Source organism: Aeromonas australiensis (assembly GCF_000819725.1).
In the GTDB taxonomy this organism is placed as follows: Bacteria; Pseudomonadota; Gammaproteobacteria; order Enterobacterales; family Aeromonadaceae; genus Aeromonas; species Aeromonas australiensis.
Genome location: NZ_CDDH01000019.1, coordinates 27,091 through 45,841, shown reverse-complemented (window position 1 = coordinate 45,841; position 18,751 = coordinate 27,091). Strand labels below are relative to the sequence as shown.

The 18,751-nt window shown below is 60.4% G+C and carries 15 protein-coding genes; 12 read left to right on the top strand and 3 right to left on the bottom strand.

Translation table 11 applies throughout. The annotated features are described in order from the left end of the window. The 10 genes from ftsY to hutH all read left to right on the top strand — a co-directional run. On the top strand, positions 1–1,286 hold a 1,286-nt coding region (ftsY, locus tag BN1117_RS03865; RefSeq protein WP_040094943.1), incomplete at its 5' end, for a signal recognition particle-docking protein FtsY. A 51-nt stretch (positions 1,287–1,337) separates the two neighbouring features. Then, on the top strand, positions 1,338–2,006 hold the full coding sequence (ftsE, locus tag BN1117_RS03860; RefSeq protein ID WP_040094942.1) for a cell division ATP-binding protein FtsE: 669 nt from the start codon (positions 1,338–1,340) through the stop codon (positions 2,004–2,006). Next, a complete protein-coding gene (gene ftsX, locus BN1117_RS03855) occupies positions 2,006–2,959 on the top strand; it encodes a permease-like cell division protein FtsX (protein ID WP_040094940.1) in 954 nt (317 codons plus the stop codon). The genes ftsE and ftsX overlap by 1 nt, the downstream gene beginning before the upstream one ends. Positions 2,960–3,410: 451 nt before the next feature. Then, the gene (gene rpoH / locus BN1117_RS03850) at positions 3,411–4,265 is read left to right on the top strand and encodes an RNA polymerase sigma factor RpoH (protein ID WP_040094938.1); all 855 of its coding nucleotides are present in this window, start codon (positions 3,411–3,413) and stop codon (positions 4,263–4,265) included. 126 nt (positions 4,266–4,391) lie between these two features. Beyond that, positions 4,392–5,051 carry a carbonate dehydratase gene (gene can, locus BN1117_RS03845; RefSeq protein WP_040094937.1) on the top strand — a complete coding sequence of 220 codons (660 nt, stop codon included), beginning with the start codon at positions 4,392–4,394 and terminating at the stop codon, positions 5,049–5,051. Between the two features lie 11 nt (positions 5,052–5,062). Continuing rightward, on the top strand, positions 5,063–5,767 hold the full coding sequence (gene hutC, locus BN1117_RS03840; protein ID WP_040094949.1) for a histidine utilization repressor: 705 nt from the start codon (positions 5,063–5,065) through the stop codon (positions 5,765–5,767). Positions 5,768–5,921: 154 nt separating this feature from the next. Continuing rightward, the gene (gene hutI / locus BN1117_RS03835) at positions 5,922–7,157 is read left to right on the top strand and encodes an imidazolonepropionase (protein ID WP_040094935.1); all 1,236 of its coding nucleotides are present in this window, start codon (positions 5,922–5,924) and stop codon (positions 7,155–7,157) included. Then, positions 7,150–8,112, top strand: coding sequence for a formimidoylglutamase (gene hutG, locus BN1117_RS03830; RefSeq protein ID WP_040094933.1), 963 nt, complete (start codon positions 7,150–7,152; stop codon positions 8,110–8,112). Before hutI ends, hutG begins: the two co-directional genes overlap by 8 nt. 53 nt (positions 8,113–8,165) lie before the next feature. Then, a complete protein-coding gene (gene hutU, locus BN1117_RS03825) occupies positions 8,166–9,875 on the top strand; it encodes a urocanate hydratase (RefSeq protein WP_040094932.1) in 1,710 nt (569 codons plus the stop codon). Positions 9,876–9,879: 4 nt separating this feature from the next. After that, positions 9,880–11,412 (top strand): histidine ammonia-lyase, encoded by a 1,533-nt coding sequence (gene hutH / locus BN1117_RS03820; RefSeq protein ID WP_040094931.1) that lies wholly within the window; start codon positions 9,880–9,882, stop codon positions 11,410–11,412. A gap of 144 nt (positions 11,413–11,556) precedes the next feature. Here hutH and BN1117_RS03815 read toward each other — a convergent pair whose 3' ends face one another. Beyond that, complete coding sequence (locus BN1117_RS03815; RefSeq protein WP_040094930.1) at positions 11,557–12,654, bottom strand: calcium:cation antiporter; 1,098 nt, start codon at positions 12,652–12,654, stop codon at positions 11,557–11,559. A 170-nt stretch (positions 12,655–12,824) separates the two neighbouring features. Further along, the gene (locus BN1117_RS03810) at positions 12,825–14,333 is read right to left on the bottom strand and encodes an EAL domain-containing protein (protein WP_156129866.1); all 1,509 of its coding nucleotides are present in this window, start codon (positions 14,331–14,333) and stop codon (positions 12,825–12,827) included. Between the two features lie 493 nt (positions 14,334–14,826). On the opposite strand from BN1117_RS03810, the gene BN1117_RS03805 reads away from it, so the two are divergent. After that, complete coding sequence (locus tag BN1117_RS03805) at positions 14,827–16,755, top strand: EAL domain-containing protein (RefSeq protein ID WP_040094929.1); 1,929 nt, start codon at positions 14,827–14,829, stop codon at positions 16,753–16,755. 88 nt (positions 16,756–16,843) lie between these two features. Here the strand turns inward: BN1117_RS03805 and BN1117_RS03800 are convergent, their stop codons facing one another. Then, positions 16,844–17,767: a 1-aminocyclopropane-1-carboxylate deaminase/D-cysteine desulfhydrase gene (locus BN1117_RS03800; protein WP_040094928.1), complete on the bottom strand. Its 924-nt coding sequence runs from the start codon at positions 17,765–17,767 to the stop codon at positions 16,844–16,846. Between the two features lie 87 nt (positions 17,768–17,854). On the opposite strand from BN1117_RS03800, the gene BN1117_RS03795 reads away from it, so the two are divergent. Then, entirely contained in the window at positions 17,855–18,718 is an 864-nt protein-coding gene (locus tag BN1117_RS03795) for a hypothetical protein (protein ID WP_040094927.1), read from the top strand. Positions 18,719–18,751: the final 33 nt, after the last annotated feature.

Sequence of the window (18,751 nt, the reverse complement as noted above, 5' to 3'; positions counted from 1 at the left end):
GTGCCGCAGAAGAGGCCCGCATCGCTGCCGACGCCCGCGCCGCAGAAGAGGCGCGCATTGCTGCCGATGCCCGCGCCGCAGAAGAGGCCCGTATTGCTGCCGATGCCCGCGCCGCAGAAGAGGCCCGTATTGCTGCCGACGCCCGTGCCGCAGAAGAGGCCCGCATCGCTGCCGAAGCTTGTGCCGCAGAAGAGGCCCGCATCGCTGCCGAAGCTCAGGCTGCGGAAGAAGCCCGTATCGCCAAAGAGGCCCAGCGAGCGGAAGATATGCGCCTGGTCGCCGCGATGGAGGCTGAGGCCGCCGCACTGGCTGCTCTGCCGCTGGCCGCCAAGGTGGACGACGACACCCAGGAGAAGCCGCAGCGGGAGGGCTTCTTTGCTCGCCTCAAGCGTAGTCTGGTGCGCACCAAGGAGAATATCGGTTCCGGTTTCTTCGGCCTGTTCCGTGGCAAGAAGATTGACGATGAGCTGTTCGAAGAGCTGGAGACCCAGCTGCTGACCGCCGATCTCGGCGTGGATACCACCACTCGCATCATCGAGGGGCTGGTGCAGCATGCGGACCGCAAGCAGCTCAAGGATGCCGAGGCGCTCTACGGCCTGCTCAAGCAGGATATGGGCGAGATGCTGGCCAAGGTGGAGCAGCCGCTGGTGATCGACACCAGCAAGAAGCCTTACGTGATCCTGATGGTCGGCGTGAACGGTGTCGGCAAGACCACCACCATCGGCAAGCTGGCCAAGCAGTTTCAGGCTGAAGGCAAGAGCGTGATGCTGGCCGCGGGTGACACCTTCCGTGCCGCTGCGGTCGAGCAGCTGCAGGTATGGGGCCAGCGCAACAATATTCCGGTGATTGCCCAGCATACCGGTGCCGACTCCGCTTCAGTTATTTATGACGCCATCGAGGCTGCCCGTTCCCGCGGGGCTGACGTGCTGATTGCCGACACCGCAGGTCGCCTGCAGAACAAGAGCAACCTGATGGAAGAGCTCAAGAAAGTGGTGCGGGTGATGAAGAAGCTGGATGAAGAGGCCCCCCATGAGATCATGCTGACTCTGGATGCCGGCACCGGCCAGAACGCCCTGAGCCAGGCCAAGCTGTTCAGTGAGGCAGTGGGCCTGACCGGCATCACCCTCACCAAGCTGGATGGCACGGCCAAGGGCGGCGTCATCTTCGCGGTGGCCGACAAGTTCCAGATCCCGATCCGCTATATCGGGGTGGGCGAGGGGATCGACGATCTGCGCCCCTTCGTGGCCAACGACTTTATCGAAGCGCTTTTCAGTCGCGAAGAGTAAGCAGCGCATGCCCCGGCTCAGGCCGGGGTTTGTCAATGTCAGGGAACCGTTATGATTCGTTTTGACAAGGTCAGCAAGGTATACAGCGGTGGTCATCAGGCGTTGCAAAAGGTCAGCTTTCACCTGCGCAAGGGTGAGATGGCCTTTCTGACCGGTCACTCGGGGGCGGGCAAGAGTACCCTCCTCAAACTGATTAGCGTGATGGAGCGGCCAACCGATGGCCGCGTCTTCTTTCATGGTGACGACGTCAGCCACATCAAGCGTGATGAGATACCCTATGTTCGCCGCCAGATTGGGATGATCTTTCAGGATCATCGGCTGCTGATGGACAGAACCGTGTTCGACAACGTGGCGCTGCCGTTAGTGATCGATGGCTACAGCCATGCCGATATCAACAAACGGGTGGCCGCGGCTCTCGACAAAGTCGGGCTACTCGGCAAGGAGCGCTACCAGCCGCGGATGCTCTCCGGTGGTGAACAGCAGCGGGTCGGCATCGCCCGCGCCATCGTCAACAAGCCGCCGCTGCTGCTGGCGGATGAGCCGACCGGTAACCTGGATCCCCAGCTCTCCATGGATATCATGCGGTTATTTCAGGAGTTCAACAATTTTGGGGTCTCGGTACTGATTGCCACCCATGATCTGGGGTTGATCGCCCGCATGCGCTATCGCACCCTGACCCTCAAGGCGGGGCGCATGTATTCGGCCGGGGAGGAGCTCTGATGGCTATCGTTCGTCATAAACAACCGCCACTGCGCCGCCTGATGATGTACGGGGTTGACCATGTGCGGCAGGCGTTTGCCAGTCTCGGGGAGTTGTGGCGCAATCCGCTCGCCTCCCTGATGACGCTGGCGGTGCTTGGTGTCAGTCTGGCACTGCCCTCCTGTTTCCACGTATTGTTGAAAAACGCCGAGGTGGTGGAGGGGAGCTGGCAGACCAGTTCCCAGATCTCCCTTTACCTGCGTAAAGATCTGCCGGAACAGAGTATTCTCGAATTGCAGCACAGGATCCTGCTCTATCCCGAGGTGGATTCGGTCACTTATCTGAGCCGGGACGATGCGTTGCGCGAGTTTCGCGAGATCTCCGGCTTCGGCGATGCCCTCGATTATCTGGACAGCAACCCGCTGCCGCCCGTGTTGAGCGTTATTCCTGACCCGCGCTGGCAGAACCCGGAAGGGGCTGCCGAGTTGCTGGGCAAGCTCAACAACGAAGTTGGCGTTGAGCAAGGCAAGCTGGATCTGCAGTGGTTGACCCGACTGCAGGGGATCATGAACCTGCTGCGCCACACCATTACCGGCATCGCAGTGCTGCTGCTCTCTGCCGTGTTGCTGATTGTCGGCAATACCCTGCGTCTCAACATTCTGAATCAGCGTTCCGAGATCGAAGTGCTCAAACTGGTGGGGGCGACCGACTCTTTTATTCATCGCCCCTTCCTCTATACCGGCATCTGGTTCGGGGTGATCGGTGGCATGTTGGCCTGGTGGCTGACCGAAGTGATGGTGATCTGGAGCGAAGGAGCGGTGAAGGCGCTGGCTGGCTTGTATAACAGTAATTTCCGGTTGGTCGGCATGGGGGCGGTAGACGGGATCAATCTGATCTTGCTGGGCGCTCTGCTGGGGCTGATTGCCTCCTGGTTCTCGGTTCATCGCCACATTCGTGACATAGAGCCATCCTGATTACTTTATCATCAAAGTAAATCGCTGGATTTTGCGAGGCGGATCAAGTAAAAGAGGGGCCGTTTCTGGCTTGGCCCCCCTAGTCAGAGTATTCTGAATAACAATGATCTGCCGGATCTTCGCTGGATCCAGTGAACCTTCTAATTTATAAGCAGTCTATTAAAGCTGAAGCATTTATACGAGTGTGGCCCCTCTGCCTTGCTCGTCAGACTTGGCAAGCATGTGAAGGTTGCGAGCTCCGCAACAATGGACTTAGCATGCTACTTTTCGGGGGTCCTTCATTGTGACCCCCTTTTTTTGACTGTTCATTCATGATTCATTCTGCAGGCTTAAGATAAGCCGGTCTAAAACTGGGCATGTTCCTTGATACACGCCGCAGAATGGCATCCGGTCAGTAGACAGGCCCTCTCAGGGTGTTAGACTGATTCGATTGAAAAGTAAGAGGTAACAGATGGGAACTTCATTGCAGCGCACTATGGCTCTGATTCCGCAAGGTAGTCTGGAAAGCTATATCCAGGCAGTCAACTCGATTCCGGTGCTGAGCGCAGAGGAAGAGCGTGAACTGGCTGAGCGTTTGCAGCGGGATGGCGATCTCGAGGCTGCCCGTCAGCTGGTTATGTCGCACCTGCGCTTTGTCGTTCATGTCGCCAAGAGTTATGCCGGTTACGGTCTGCCTCAGGCTGATCTGGTACAGGAAGGCAACATCGGCCTGATGAAGGCGGTCAAGCGCTTCGATCCGACGGTCGGCGTGCGTCTGGTCTCCTTCGCCGTGCACTGGATCAAGGCCGAAATCCACGAATATGTCCTGCGCAACTGGCGCATGGTCAAGGTGGCGACCACCAAGGCCCAGCGCAAGCTCTTCTTCAACCTGCGCAAATCCAAAAAGCGTCTGGGCTGGCTGAACCACGAAGAGGTGCAGGCAGTGGCGGCCGATCTCGGCGTCTCTGCCAGCGATGTGACCGAAATGGAAGCGCGGATGGCCAACTACGATCAGGCGTTCGATCTGGTTGGTGATGATGAAGAAGAGGGCGGTTTCGCGCCTGTTCACTATCTGGAGGACAAGTCCTCCGATCTGGCCGCGACCATCGAGAACGACAACTGGGACGATCACGCGACCCGTCGCCTGAGCTTGGCCCTTGCCACCCTGGATGAACGCAGCCAGCACATCATCCGCGCCCGCTGGCTCGATGATGACAGCAAGACCACGCTGCAGGAGCTGGCCGATACCTACGGCGTCTCTGCCGAGCGGGTGCGTCAGCTTGAGAAAAACGCACTCAAGAAGCTGAAAGATGCCATGGAAGCCTGATGCTTCCTCTCATAAAAACAGGGCCTGATGGCCCTGTTTTTGTTTGGCTGGGATCTGGTCGGCCTTGCCTTTGTTACCCTTGTCTATGTTATGTTGCCGCTACTGCCACAGTAGGGAGAGCAGATAGTGAAACTGTTGAACGACCTGTTTACCAACAACCGTGAGTGGGCCGAACGGATCAAGGCCGAAGATCCCAATTTCTTTGCCACCCTTTCTGCCCAGCAGGCCCCTGAATACCTCTGGATCGGTTGTTCCGACAGCCGGGTCCCCGCCAACCAGCTGATGGGGTTGTTGCCGGGGGATGTCTTCGTCCACCGCAACGTCGCCAATCTGGTGGTGCACACCGATTTCAACTGTCTCTCCGTGCTGCAATACGCGGTGGAGGTGCTCAAGGTAAAGCACATCATCGTCTGCGGCCACTACGGCTGCGGCGGCGTCAAGGCAGCGATGCAGAATCAGGAACTGGGGCTCATCGATAACTGGCTGCGTAACATCAAGGATGTCTACTTCAAATATGATGAAGAGCTCGAGGCCATCGAGGATGAGCATGAGCGCTTCGACTACCTGTGTGAGCTGAACGTGGCCGAACAGGTCGCCAACGTCTGCCACACCACCATCATCCAGAACGCCTGGCGCAAGGGGCAGGAGCTGGCCGTTCACGGCTGGATCTACGGGATCAAGGATGGCTTGCTGCACGATCTCGATCTCTGCATCAGCGGGCCGGATCAGATCCCCGATGTCTACCGCGCCTGGCCGGACATGCGTCCGCCCCACCGTCGGCGCTAGGGCGCTTCATGGTGGCGCCAGCTCTCTATCTGCAGATCAAGCAGCACATTCTGGACGGGATCCGCGAACGCCACTATCAGGCGGGGGACAGGATCCCGACCGAAGTGGCCTTGTGCGAGCAGTTCACCGTGAGCCGGATGACGGTCAACCGGGCACTGCGGGAGCTGGTGGCTGAGGGGTGGCTGGTGCGTACCGCCGGTTCCGGCAGTTTCGTGGCGGACAGACGTACCGAGTCGCCGCTGCTGGCTATTCGCAATATTGCCGACGAGATTGCCGAGCGGGGCGGCGAATATAGTGCCCGGGTGATCCGGCTGCAGCGACTGGCCGCCGACGAGAAGGTGGCGGTACAACTGGGGCTGCGGGTTGGCGCCCCCATCTTTCACAGCCTGATCGTCCATCAGGCCGATGGTGAGCCGCTACAACTGGAAGAGCGCTTTGTCGATGCCGGGCGCCTGCCAGGCTATGGCGAGCAGGACTTTACCCAACAGACCCCCAACCGCTATCTGATGGATGTCTGCCCCCTCTCCGAGATGGAACACGTGGTGGAAGCCGTGCTGCCGAGCGCCGGTGAGGCGGGATTGTTGCAGATCCGCGTAGATTCCCCCTGCCTGTTGTTGCACCGGCGTACCTGGTCGGAGGGATATCTGGTCTCCTACGCTCGTTTGCTCTCCCCGGGCTCCCGTTACAAGTTGAGTTCCAAGACTCACATGACATAGGTGTATATACAAATCATCTGTTCTCAAGCCCACCTCTGGTGGGTTTTTTTGTGCTTAAACTCTAAGCGTGACGCTGTTATCAGGATGTAAATAGTGTTCTTCCTTTTGTCGAATAGATCGACTATAAGAATATGTATATACATTTGAGGTCGCTATGAACAAGGAACTGTTGAACTGCGAGCGGGTCTGGCTCAACGTGACGCCCGCTACCCTGAATGATGAGCTGGCCGACTACGGCCTGCTGCCGCTCCATGCCATCGGCGTGAGGGATGGCAAGATCCACTCCCTGGTGCCGATGGCCGAGTTGAAGGGGCCGTATCCCGCCCATTGGCTGGATATGCAGGGCAAGCTGGTCACCCCCGGCCTTATCGATTGCCACACCCATCTGGTCTTCGCCGGCAGCCGTGCCGAGGAGTTCGAGCTGCGCCAGCAGGGGGTGCCTTATGCCGAGATCGCCCGTCGGGGCGGTGGCATCATCAGTACGGTGCGTGCCACCCGCGCCGCCAGCGAGGAGCAGCTCTATGAGCTGGCGCTGCCGCGGATCAGGTCCCTGATCCGCGAAGGGGTCACCACGGTGGAGATCAAGTCCGGCTACGGCCTGACGCTGGATGACGAACTCAAGATGCTGCGGGTGGCCCGCCGACTGGGAGAGGCGTTGCCGATCCGGGTCAAGACCACTCTGCTGGCGGCCCATGCGGTGCCGCCGGAGTATCGCGACGATCCCGACTCCTGGGTCGAAACCATCTGTCAGGAGATCATCCCGGCCGCCGCCGAGGCGGGTCTGGCCGATGCGGTAGATGTTTTCTGCGAGCACATCGGCTTCTCGCTGGCCCAGACCGAGCAGGTCTATCTGGCGGCGGATCAATATGGCCTGCCGGTGAAAGGGCATATGGATCAGCTCTCCAATCTCGGTGGCAGCACCCTCGCTGCCAACTTTGGCGCCCTCTCGGTGGATCATCTGGAGTATCTGGATCCGGAAGGGATCCAGGCGCTGTCACATCGCGGCGTGGTCGCCACCCTGCTGCCCACCGCCTTCTATTTTCTCAAAGAGACCAAGCTGCCGCCGGTTGCCGCCCTGCGCAAGGCGGGGGTGGCGATGGCGGTCTCCTCCGACATCAACCCGGGTACGGCCCCCATCGTCTCGCTGCGGATGGCGATGAACATGGCCTGCACCCTGTTTGGCCTGACCCCGCTGGAGGCCATGCTCGGGGTGACCCGCCACGCCGCCAAAGCGCTTGGTGAGCAGGAACACCTTGGCCAGCTCAGGGTGGGGATGGCGGCTGATTTTCTGATCTGGCACTGCGCTCATCCGGCCGAGCTGAGCTACATGGTCGGCGTCGATCAGCTGGCAAGCCGCATCTTCAACGGCGAGGAGAGCCTCCATGGATAAGTTCAACCCGGTCGATATGTCGCTCTGGCAGGGACGGCAGGATCCGGAAGATGGTGAACTGGCCCTGCGCTGGCATGACAAAGTTCTGCCTTGGCAAGAGGCGCAGCCCTGGACCGCCGGGGCACAAGACACTGCCGGTGTGGTGCTGCTCGGTTTTGCCTGCGATGAAGGGGTGCGCCGCAACAAGGGTCGAGTGGGGGCGGCCGGTGCGCCGCAGGCCATTCGCAAGCTGCTGGCCAACACTGCTTGGCACCTCAATAGCCCCGTCTACGATGGTGGGGATGTGAGTTGCCTCGATGGCGATCTCGACGCTGCCCACGGCCGGCTGGCCGAGCGGGTCGCCGCTGCGCTCGATTTGGGCCACTTCCCGCTGGTGCTGGGGGGCGGCCACGAGGTGGCGTTTGGCAGCTGGAGCGGCCTCAACCGTCATCTTGGTGGCGAGGGGCGGGTCGGGATCATCAATTTCGACGCCCACTTCGACTTGCGGATGAAGCTGGAGCTGGCGAGCTCAGGCACCCCCTTCTTCCAGATTGCCGAGCAGTGCGCCGCTCAGGGCGCGCCGTTTCACTACGCCTGCCTCGGGGTAGCCGAGACCGCCAATACCCAGGCGCTGTTTGCCCGTGCCAAGGCGTTGGGAGTGTGGCATGTGCTGGATGAGGCGATGACCCAGGCCGAGCTGCCAGCCTTGCTAAGCGGGCTGGATGCCTTTATCGCCGATTGTGATCACCTCTATCTGACCATCGATCTCGATGTGCTGCCGGCGGCTGTGATGCCGGGAGTTAGCGCTCCCGCCGCCCGCGGCGTGGAGCTGGCGGTGATCGAACCGCTCATTGCCCATATCCGGGCCAGCGGCAAGCTCAGGCTTGCCGATCTGGCCGAGTACAACCCGACGCTGGATCAGGACAACCGCAGCGCCCGTGTGGCCGCGCGGCTGGTTCATCTGTTGACCCGTTAACCCTTTGGCCGCATATCGCCGAAGGCACCCTATTGATACAACAAGGAGTGTGTATGTCTGTGCAACAGCAGGATCCCCGTCATGATCCGAACCGCGTGATCCGTGCCCCGCACGGCACTGAACTGACCGCCAAGAGCTGGCTCACCGAGGCGCCGCTGCGGATGCTGATGAACAACCTGGATCCCGAGGTGGCCGAGCATCCCCAGTCGCTGGTGGTCTATGGCGGCATCGGCCGTGCTGCCCGCAACTGGGCCTGCTATGACAAGATTGTCGAGGTGCTGACCCGGCTTGAGGAGGATCAGACCCTGCTGGTGCAATCCGGCAAGCCTGTCGGGGTGTTCCAGACCCACAAGGATGCGCCTCGGGTGCTGATCGCCAACTCCAATCTGGTGCCGCACTGGGCCAACTGGGAGCACTTCAACGAGCTCGATAAGCAGGGCCTGATGATGTACGGCCAGATGACCGCCGGCTCCTGGATCTACATAGGTACCCAGGGGATCGTGCAGGGCACCTACGAAACTTTCTTCGCGGTGGCCAACCAGCACTTCAACGGCTCGCCTGCGGGACGCTGGATCCTCACCGGTGGTCTCGGTGGCATGGGCGGTGCCCAGCCGCTGGCCGCCACCATGGCCGGTTTCTCGATGATCGCCGTCGAGTGCGACGAGACCCGTATCGATTTTCGTCTGCGCACCCGCTATGTGGACAAGAAGGCTCACACTCTGGATGAGGCGCTGGCCATGATCGAAGAGGCCAAACGCAGCGGTACCGCTGTCTCGGTCGGTCTGCTCGGCAACGCCGCCGACGTCTTTGCCGAGCTGGTGGCCCGTGGCATCACCCCGGACGTGGTGACCGACCAGACCTCTGCCCACGACCCGGTGCACGGCTACCTGCCGCAGGGCTGGAGCGTGGCAAAGTGGCGCGAGCTGCAGCAGAGTGCCCCGCAGGAGGTGAATCTGGCCGCCCGTCGCTCTATGGCCCGCCAGGTGGAGGCGATGTTGACCCTGCAAGAGCGCGGCGCGGCGACGCTCGATTACGGCAACAACATCCGTCAGATGGCGCTGGAGGAGGGGGTTGCGAACGCCTTCGACTTCCCCGGCTTCGTCCCCGCCTATATCCGCCCGCTGTTTTGCGAGGGGGTCGGCCCATTCCGCTGGGTGGCCCTCTCAGGCGATCCGGAAGATATCTACAAGACCGATCAGAAGGTGAAAGAGCTGATCCCCGATGATCCTCACCTGCACAACTGGCTCGACATGGCCCGCGAGCGCATCGCGTTTCAGGGGCTGCCGGCGCGGATCTGCTGGGTGGGGGTCAAGGATCGGGTGCGCCTGGGCCTGGCCTTCAACGAGATGGTGAAAAACGGCGAGCTGAAAGCCCCCATCGTCATTGGCCGCGACCATCTGGATTCCGGCTCGGTGGCGAGCCCGAACCGCGAGACCGAGTCGATGATGGATGGCTCCGATGCCGTCTCCGACTGGCCGCTGCTCAACGCCCTGCTCAACACCGCCGGTGGCGCGACCTGGGTGTCGCTGCACCACGGCGGCGGGGTCGGTATGGGCTTCTCCCAGCACTCCGGCGTGGTGATCGTCTGCGACGGCTCCGATGACGCTGCCAAGCGGGTCGGTCGGGTGCTGCGCAACGACCCGGCCACCGGGGTGATGCGCCACGCGGATGCCGGCTACGAGATTGCCATCAACTGCGCCGTTGATGCGAAACTGGATCTGCCGATGATTGACGGCGCCAACGGTGTCAAAGGAAAGGTGTAACACCATGTTTGAATTGACTATTACTCCGGGCGAGCTGGGTCTTGCCACCCTGCGCCGCGTCAGCCGCGAGCCGGTACATGTTTCACTGGATCCGGCCGCGCTGCCGGGGATCCACGCCTCCGCTGCCGTGGTTACCAAGGTGATCGAGCAGAACCGGGTGGTGTATGGCATCAACACCGGCTTTGGCCTGTTGGCCAACACCCGCATTCCGGTGGAGCAGCTGGACGAGCTGCAGCGCTCCATTGTGCTTTCCCATGCCGCGGGCATCGGCGAATACATGGATGACGCCACCGTGCGGTTGATGATGGTACTCAAGCTCAACTCGCTAGCGCGGGGCTTCTCGGGCATCCGATTGACGGTGCTTGAGGCCCTGATACGGCTTATCAACGCCGAAGTCTATCCGGTGGTGCCGAAGAAGGGCTCCGTTGGTGCTTCCGGCGATCTGGCACCGCTGGCCCATATGAGCTGCCTGCTGATCGGTGAAGGCAAGGCCCGCCACAAGGGCGAGCTGATCGACGCCGCCACGGCCCTCAAGATTGCCGGGCTCGAGCCCATCTCGCTGGCACCCAAAGAAGGATTGGCCCTGCTCAACGGCACTCAGGCCAGCACCGCCTTTGCGCTGGAGGGGCTGTTCCACGCCGAGGATCTCTACGCCGGTGCCATCACCATAGGCGCCATGAGCGTGGAGGCTGCCCTTGGCAGCCGCCGCCCGTTCGATGCCCGCATCCACGCGGTGCGAGGTCAGCGTGGCCAGATCGACGCGGCTGCCTGCTACCGTCACCTGCTGGTGGATGGCAGCGAGATCGGCATGTCCCACCACAACTGCGAGAAGGTGCAGGATCCCTACTCATTGCGCTGCCAGCCGCAGGTGATGGGGGCCTGCCTGACCCAGATCCGCCAGGCCGCCGAAGTGCTGGTGTGCGAGGCCAACGCGGTCTCCGACAACCCGCTGGTGTTTGCCGAGGATGAAGAGATCCTCTCCGGCGGCAACTTCCATGCAGAGCCGGTCGCCTTCGCCGCCGACAACCTGGCGCTGGCCATCGCCGAAATCGGCTCACTTTCAGAGCGGCGGATGGCACTGCTGATCGACTCGCGGATGTCCGGTCTGCCGGCGTTTCTGGTCAATAACGGCGGGGTCAACTCCGGCTTTATGATCGCTCAGGTCACCTCGGCGGCGCTCGCCTCCGAGAACAAGACTTTGGCCCATCCCGCCTCGGTGGACAGCCTGCCTACGTCGGCCAATCAGGAGGATCACGTCTCCATGGCGACCTTCGCCGGCCGCCGACTGGCCGATATGGCCGAGAACACCCGCGGCATTCTGGCGGTCGAACTGCTGGCTGCGGCACAGGGGCTCGATTTTCGCGCTCCCCTGCGCAGTACTGAGCTTATCGAGCTGGCCAAGGGACGACTGCGGGCAGAGGTGAGCTTCTACGACAAGGACAGGTACTTCGCGCCGGATATCGAAGCGGCCGCCGCCCTGCTGGGTCGTGCCAGCTACAACGACCTGATCCCCGCCGGGGTGCTGCCCAGCCTGTAAGCCTTGCTCCCCCTTCTCCCCTGGCGGGAGAAGGGTAGAAGATGAGGGGAAGCTGCTTCTCTGGCGCCCTTGAGATCCGGGAGTAGATAACAAAAGACCGCCCAATCGGGCGGTCTTTTCGTGTTTGTTGTTGATTGAGCGCAGCTATGCGTGCTCGAACATCAGGAACAGATAGACCACGAACAGCACCAGATGAGTGGCGCCATGGAGCACATTGGTACGGCCGCTACTGAAGGTCACCTTACACACCATCAGAGTGGTGATGAGTAGCACCATGTCAGCGGGAGAGAGACCGAGGCGCACCTCCTGATCCAGCATGGAGCCGATAAAAAGCACGGCAGGCACGGTGAGGGCGATGGTGGCCAGCACAGAGCCGAAATAGAGGTTCATCGCCCGCTGCAGCTGGTTGTTGAAGGCGGCCTTGATGGCGCCGACTGCTTCGGGGGCCAGCACGATGCAGGCAACGATAAAGCCGCCCAGTGCGGCGGGTGCTTCCATCACATGCACCCCGTAGTTGATGGGGATAGCCAGGGTCTTGGCCAGCAGGATCACCACCAGCAGGTAGGCGAGCAGCAGCAGGGTGTGATAGACGTTGCTCTGCAGCGGGCCGTGGTGCTCCTCATAATCCTCGTGATCGCTGTCGACGAAGAAGTGGCTGTGGCTGCGGGTCTGGATCAGCAGAAAGACCCCGTAGAGCAGCACTGAAATGATGATCAGCATCCAGGACATAGCCCGCGACATGCTGCCGAGCGCGCCACCCTCGGTGAAGTTGGGCAGCACCAGACAGAGCAGCGCCAGTGGAATGATGGCCACCAGATAGGATTTGACCCCCTCCAGATTGAAGCTCTGGCTGTGGTAGCGCCAGCCGCCAAACAGCAGGGTGAAACCGACCAGACCATTGGTGACCAGCATCACTACGGCAAACATGGTGTCGCGGGCCATCACCGGGTTGGGTTCACCGGTCAGCATCACCGAGGAGATCATCACCACCTCCAGCGAGATGACCGACAGGGTGAGGATCAGGGTGCCGAAGGGCTCGCCCAGCTTGATGGCGAGGGCATCGGAGTGGCGTACTACCGAGAAGATGGCCCAGGTGACGATGGCCAGCAATGCCGCCGACACCGGAAGATAGATCCCGAGTGGCGTTGTCTCTGTCAGCAGGTCACTGCCCAACGTCTTGAAAAAGAGCAGGGTCAGCAGGCCAACGGGCAGGGCAATCTCTTGCCGGATAACTGTCTTCATAGGCAATGGTTCTCGTCTCGGGGCGGCACAAGCCGGCAGGGATTGTGGGAGGCGTGCGTAAAGGTGCGCACGGTAGCCGAATGCCTATGATAAGGGTTCCCATCCGCTTAGGGGCAGATCATTTTGTTGCCAAATGTTAATCGCAGACTAATCACGGATATTTTTCGGGTTTACTGCCAGAGGCTCTGCCACTTGAGCAACTGCGCCAGTGACATGGGCTTGCCATAGACATAACCCTGGATTAGATAGACACCTTGTTGGCTCAGATACTCCACCTGCTCTCTGGTCTCGACCCCTTCAGCGATCATCTCCATCTCTGATTCCCGGCCAAATGCGATAATGGCATCCAGCACGCTGCGCTTCAGATCGTTGGTGCCAATGGTATCAACGAACATCTTGTCGATTTTTATCTGGCGAATTCCGAGGCGTTGCAGATAGGAAAAGCCACCATAGCCGGTGCCGAAATCATCCAGCTTGAAGTGGTAACCACGCTGTTGCAAAACGGTGATCTCCCGGGCTGCAGCCTCGATATCAGTGATGGGGTTACGTTCGGTCAGCTCGAAGGTGAGACGCAACGGAGAGGGCCAGTGATGGCGCTGCAGTAGTGCCCGCAGTCGGGGCTGTTCGATGTGGGCAGCCACCAGATTGACGCTGACCCACTGCCCGGCGCCGAGCACGGTGAGATCCTTGATCACCTGTTCCAGCAGTTGTTCGGTCATCGGCATGATCAGACCTTGCTCTTCGGCATAGTCGATAAATGCGCCGGGGGGGACCTGATCGCCCCCGCGCTGCCAACGCAGCAAGGCTTCAAAACCAACCACTTGCTGAATACGACTGTCTACGATGGGTTGGTAGAAGGGGCTGAATTCACGGCGTTCAATACCAGCCTCCAGCAGGCCTTTCAATGAGCGCCGATAGTTGCGCAGCAGCCAGTAGATGGCGACCAGCCCCACGCCGAGCGCGGCGCTCCCCCAAAAGCCGTAAAGATATACCTGCTCTCTTGCATATTCGCGCAGTGCCGCGCCAGCCCACAAGGTCTGCTTTAGCTGGCTGGAAGGGCTGACGGCACTCAGGCTCTGGCTAGCTGGCTCTTGCTGGATGGCGCTCTCCCCTCTGGTAAATAGCAGGGCGTGCTGGCTTGTCTCCAGCGGGGTAAATTCGACAAAGAAGCAGTTGGCACAGGGTGTTTTCAGCAGGTCATGGGTCCAGCTGTTGTTGAGCACCCAATAGATGGTATTGCGGCCTATACGAAAGTAGGCAACCAGCTCCTGTTCGGTATGAAACTGGCTGGCGGTGGCCGTTAGTCCGCGCTCCTTTGAGGGAGGATGGTCCGATAAACCGACCGCCACGGGGGGAATGGCAGGCCCCAGACTGGAACACCCCTCGCCAGAGGCGAGTTGTAATCCCTGCAGCCGTATATGGTTGTTATAAAATTTGGGATCGCGCAGCAGTGCCAGGTCACCGGCACCACAGTCAAAGGTGAAGCGGCTCATCTGCTCGCGCAATACCTGATCCAGGTCTTGGTGGCGAATCTGCTGGGCGAGCAGTATTTGCTCCAGCTTGCTGCTCAGCAGATGGTGGGCCCAGAGATTAGTGGCCAGTGGGCTCAGGGGCAGAACAACCAGTACGGGGGCCAGCAACAGCAGCAGGCTGTTCCAGAGCGGAGAGATGCGCAGCAAGGGACACCGAGTAACAGGATGCAAATGAGAAACACATCATAGGGCATTAGCTGAATCGATGGAAATGCTCAGCTCTATTCATGCGTAATAAATATGTAAGCTTTTGAAAAATATAGCCTTTAATAAGTTTGCTTTCTGGATTCAATCGTTGACCTGTCATAAGTGACAATTGCTCAGCTTATCCGAACTCATTAGATTGGCCCTGCGGTTTGACTCACCGTGTGTTCAATACTCCTGTATCTGTTTTTTGTCAGTAGCACAGAGTGTTAGTTTTGATATGAGTGTTCCTTTTGGTCCCCTTTGAGGGACCATTTTTCTGCCTGTTATTCCGCCCTTTCCCCTCGGCTGCCCATCATGCTTGGTATTATCTCGCTGCTTTGGGTTATCCTTGCCCGCTTAAATTGCAGAAGCGGGATCTTCGTCCATAGCTGTGGCCCGATCGCCGCTGCTACCATGAGGCGACACGGATGATGCCGAGCATACGGAAAGGCGCATGAAACTCACAACACAGCTTGTCTCATTTATCACCCTGTGCGTGATTGCCGCCATGGCGACCGTGCTGATTGGCGGGGTGTTCAGCTTTCGCGAGCTGGGCATGGAGTTGCAGCAAAAGAAGGTCGATGCGCTGGTCGAAGTGATCGACAAGCAGCTCGATGTTGCTCACGACATGGAAGATATGAGTCACTGGCTGCCCACCCTGCTGCGTGCCGCCCATGTGGTAGAGCTGGAAGTGCGCCAGCATAACCAGCGGGTCTACTGGTTCCGCGATGTGCGCAATCCGGTCGATGAACAACTGCTGGTGCCATACAGCCACCCCTTGCCCCATCAACCCGGTATGCAGGCCAACTTCAAACTGGAGCGCCCCTTCAAGGAGGTGGAATACTCCATCAAAGCGATGTCCGGTATCTCGCTGGGTATCTTTATCGTGGTGTTTGGTCTCTGGTACTCCATCCGCTGGCTGCGTCAGCAGCTGTGGGGGGCTGAGCTGCTGGGCATTCGTGCCCAGCTGATCCTCGATGACAAACTCTCCAAACTGAGTCATGACCCCGCCGAAGAGTGGCCGGTGGCCGCCAGTCAGGCCCTCGATCATCTGCTCGCCGAGTTGGCGGATGCCCGCAAGGAGCGCAGCCGCTTCGACAACTTCATTCGCAGCAACGCCTTCGTCGACAAGCTGACCGGCATTGGCAACCGGCTGTTTTTCGACAATCGGCTGGAGAGCGCCATCATGGAGGCGAGTGTGATGAGCGGCGGTGTGCTGCTGATCGAGCTCGCCTGTCTGGAGGAGCTGGAGGCCGATCAATTCGAGCGTCTGGGGCACGATTTGATGATGGAGGCGAGCGCCACCATAGGTGCCTTCGTGCGCAAACATAACGGCGCCCTGCAGGCCCGCTACGCAGGTCATGTCTTTGCGGTGCTGCTGCCCAATATGTCTGAAAGCGAGATGGTGGATGGTGCCAGTCAGCTGCTCAAGAGCCTGCAGCGGCTGCACTGGCCGCAGCAGATTAACCCCGAGACGGCGGTCTATCTCGGTGCTGTTTGCTATCAGGCGCAAGACTCTCTGCTCAAGGTACAGGAGGAGGCGGAGCTGGCTCTCAAGAGTGCCCGCCTGCAGGGCCACAATGGCTGGTTCCTCTACGAGAAGCAGCTGGATGAGGAACAGAGCAGCAAGGGCACAGTACGCTGGCGCACCCTGATCAGCCGTCGCCTCGAAGAACGCGGTATCGAATTCTACATCCAGCCGATCCAGCAGGATCGGGGGCAGGTGGTATTGCAGCAGGAGCTGCTCACCTATCTGCACGACGAGCAGGGACGAGCTCTGCAGGCGGGGATCTTTATGCCGATGGCGGAGAAGGTGGGCCTGCTGCTGCAACTGGATCGGCTGGTGGCAGAGCAGACCCTTGCTCTGCTGCGCCAGCGCTCCGAGCAGAGCTGCCCCATCAGCCTGACCCTCAGTGCCCAGAGCCTGATCAACCGCGAGTTCCAGCGCTGGCTGTTCTTCGCCCTGTTCCAGCTGCCGCGCAGCACCAACGAGCGGCTGATCCTGCAACTCTCGGAATCCCAGGTGACCCGCCACTTTGAGGCACTCAAGCGGCCGTTGCGCTCCTTGCGGATGCTGGGCTGCCAGCTGGCCATTGATCATGCCGGTCAGGATGTGGTGAGCACCCAGTACATCAAGGAGTTCGAGATCAACTTCCTCAAACTGCACCCCAGCCTGGTGCGGGAGATCCATGCCCGTCAGGTTAACCAGATGGCGGTACGCAGTCTGGTAGGAGGCTGCGCCAATACCCGCACCAGAGTGCTGGCGGTGGGAGTGGAGAGTGGCGACGAGTGGAAGATGCTGCGCCACCTCGGGGTGCATGCCGGGCAGGGGCCCTGGTTTGCCGAGCCCCAGCGGCTGGTGCTGGAACCGGCTGGTGCGTGAGATAAACAACAGAGGGTCGCCTTGGGGCGACCCTCTGTTGTTTGCGGTGTTGTTTGCGGTGTTGTTTGCGGTTGCCGTCAGGCGGGGATCACAGTCGCCCCTGCTCCCGCAGCCCGGCGAGCCCCTGCATGCCGCCAGTGTGGATAAAGACGAGTTTGCTGCCGGGGGCGATGCGGCCTGCCGCCAGCTCGCGAAACAGCCCCCACATCGCCTTGCCGCTGTAGATGGGCTCAAGGGGCAGCGTGGTCGTGGCACTGAAATCCTGCACCCACTGCCAGAGGGCCGGGCTGAATTTGGCGTAGCCACCATCGTGGTGATCGAGCGCGATGCGCCAGCCGGCGGTATTGGTTGCCGCTGGATGGAGGCGGCACACCTCGTCAGTGATAAAGCCGCCTCCTTTCAGTACCGCAATGGCGAGGATCTGCTCCCGCTCCTGTTTGCCGGCGATCAGGCCTGCCAGGGTGCCGCCGCTGGCGCAGGGCAGTACCCAGAGATCCGGCGAGAAGGGCACTTCGCCGACCAGCTCCGCCACGCCGGGGATGGCCAGCGGGCTGCTACCCCCCTCCGGCACGATCAGGGTATCGGGGGCATCGAATTGGGTCAGCCAGTCGGGATCTTGCCGCCGCCGATAACTCTGACGGTCGACGAAAACGAGATCCATGCCCCAGCGCTTGGCATCCTGCAGGGTCGAGTTACTGATGGCGTCGGGTTCACCCCGTATGACCCCGGTCGTGCGCAGGCCATATTGTGATCCCGCCGCGGCAAGCGCGTGGATATGGTTGGAGTAGGCGCCGCCAAACGAGAGCAGGTGCCGTTTGCCGTGCTCTTTGGCGTGAAGCAAATGGTACTTGAGCTTGCGCCACTTGTTGCCGGAGATGGCCGGATGGATCAGGTCATCCCGCTTGCACCACAGCTCGATGTCATAGCGGGTCAGCAACGGATGGTGGAGGCGTTGCAGGGGAGAAGGGAGGATGGCTTGACCCTCTGACTCGGCGGAAAGGCTGGCTTGCAATGGTGAGTCCGTCTTTTAATATGGAGGCTAATCTGCTGTTTATGTTAATATTTCATACATTTAATCACCATTGATGGGCGGGCTTACATGAAACAACTGTTCAGACGGTCGATGCCAAGCCGCCAGGTCGGGCTCTTGCTGGCCAATGACAGGATCATGCTGGCTGCAGTGGGCAATCCCCCCGTCTTCGCAACGCGCACCATCAACGGTCCACAGGAGTGGGCCGTGGCCATGAGCGAGCTGTTCAGCCGTCATGGGCTGGCCAAGTCTAAAGTGCGGGTAGCCCTCGCCGCCAGCCTTTATCAACAGATCCAGATCGACAAGCCTGCCGTGCCTGACGCCGAGATGGCGGGGGCGCTCCCCTGGGCCATCAAGGACTATGTCAACGAACCCGTGCTGCAACTGGCGATGGACTATGTGGACTTGCCCACCCCGCCAGCCGGCCGTCCGCGCATCAATGTGATCTGCCTGCCCAAGAGCCGGGTGCAACAGCTGGCCGATGCCATCAATGGCATCGCCACCCTGCAATCCATCATCAGCGACGAGCTGGCGCTCACCTCTCTCTATGACGCTGACGAGACGGTGCGCATGCTGCTGTGGCAGCCCAAGGGGCAGGATCTGCAACTGCTGGTCTTCCATCAGGGGGGACTCTGCTTCTCCCGCCAACTGCGCGGTTTCACCAGTCTGACCGGCGAACAGGAACCGGACAGCATGCTGCTCGATTCACTGGCGCTGGAGATCCAGCGCTCCCTCGACTATCTGGCCGGTCAACTCAAGCTGCCCGAACTGGGTCAAATGCAGTTTGCCATCGCCTCGTCCTTTATCGGTACCCTGGTGCGCCACATGGAGCAGACCTTCGGCTTTGCCGTCTCCGCCATGGCCAACAAAGCGGTTCTGGCCGGCGTCGAATACCTTTCGGCCTATGCCGCCGCACTGGGGGATGATCAATGAGTTTGCCACGCATCCTTGACGCCATGGCCAACA

Coding starts and splice junctions, on each gene's coding strand:
- hutG (WP_040094933.1), top strand. CDS start 7,150: ATGGATAAGTTCAACCCGGTCGATATGTCGCTCTGGCAGGGACGGCAG.
- BN1117_RS03805 (WP_040094929.1), top strand. CDS start 14,827: ATGAAACTCACAACACAGCTTGTCTCATTTATCACCCTGTGCGTGATT.
- rpoH (WP_040094938.1), top strand. CDS start 3,411: ATGGGAACTTCATTGCAGCGCACTATGGCTCTGATTCCGCAAGGTAGT.
- ftsE (WP_040094942.1), top strand. CDS start 1,338: ATGATTCGTTTTGACAAGGTCAGCAAGGTATACAGCGGTGGTCATCAG.
- ftsX (WP_040094940.1), top strand. CDS start 2,006: ATGGCTATCGTTCGTCATAAACAACCGCCACTGCGCCGCCTGATGATG.
- BN1117_RS03815 (WP_040094930.1), bottom strand. CDS start 12,654: ATGAAGACAGTTATCCGGCAAGAGATTGCCCTGCCCGTTGGCCTGCTG.
- hutI (WP_040094935.1), top strand. CDS start 5,922: ATGAACAAGGAACTGTTGAACTGCGAGCGGGTCTGGCTCAACGTGACG.
- BN1117_RS03795 (WP_040094927.1), top strand. CDS start 17,855: ATGAAACAACTGTTCAGACGGTCGATGCCAAGCCGCCAGGTCGGGCTC.
- hutH (WP_040094931.1), top strand. CDS start 9,880: ATGTTTGAATTGACTATTACTCCGGGCGAGCTGGGTCTTGCCACCCTG.
- hutU (WP_040094932.1), top strand. CDS start 8,166: ATGTCTGTGCAACAGCAGGATCCCCGTCATGATCCGAACCGCGTGATC.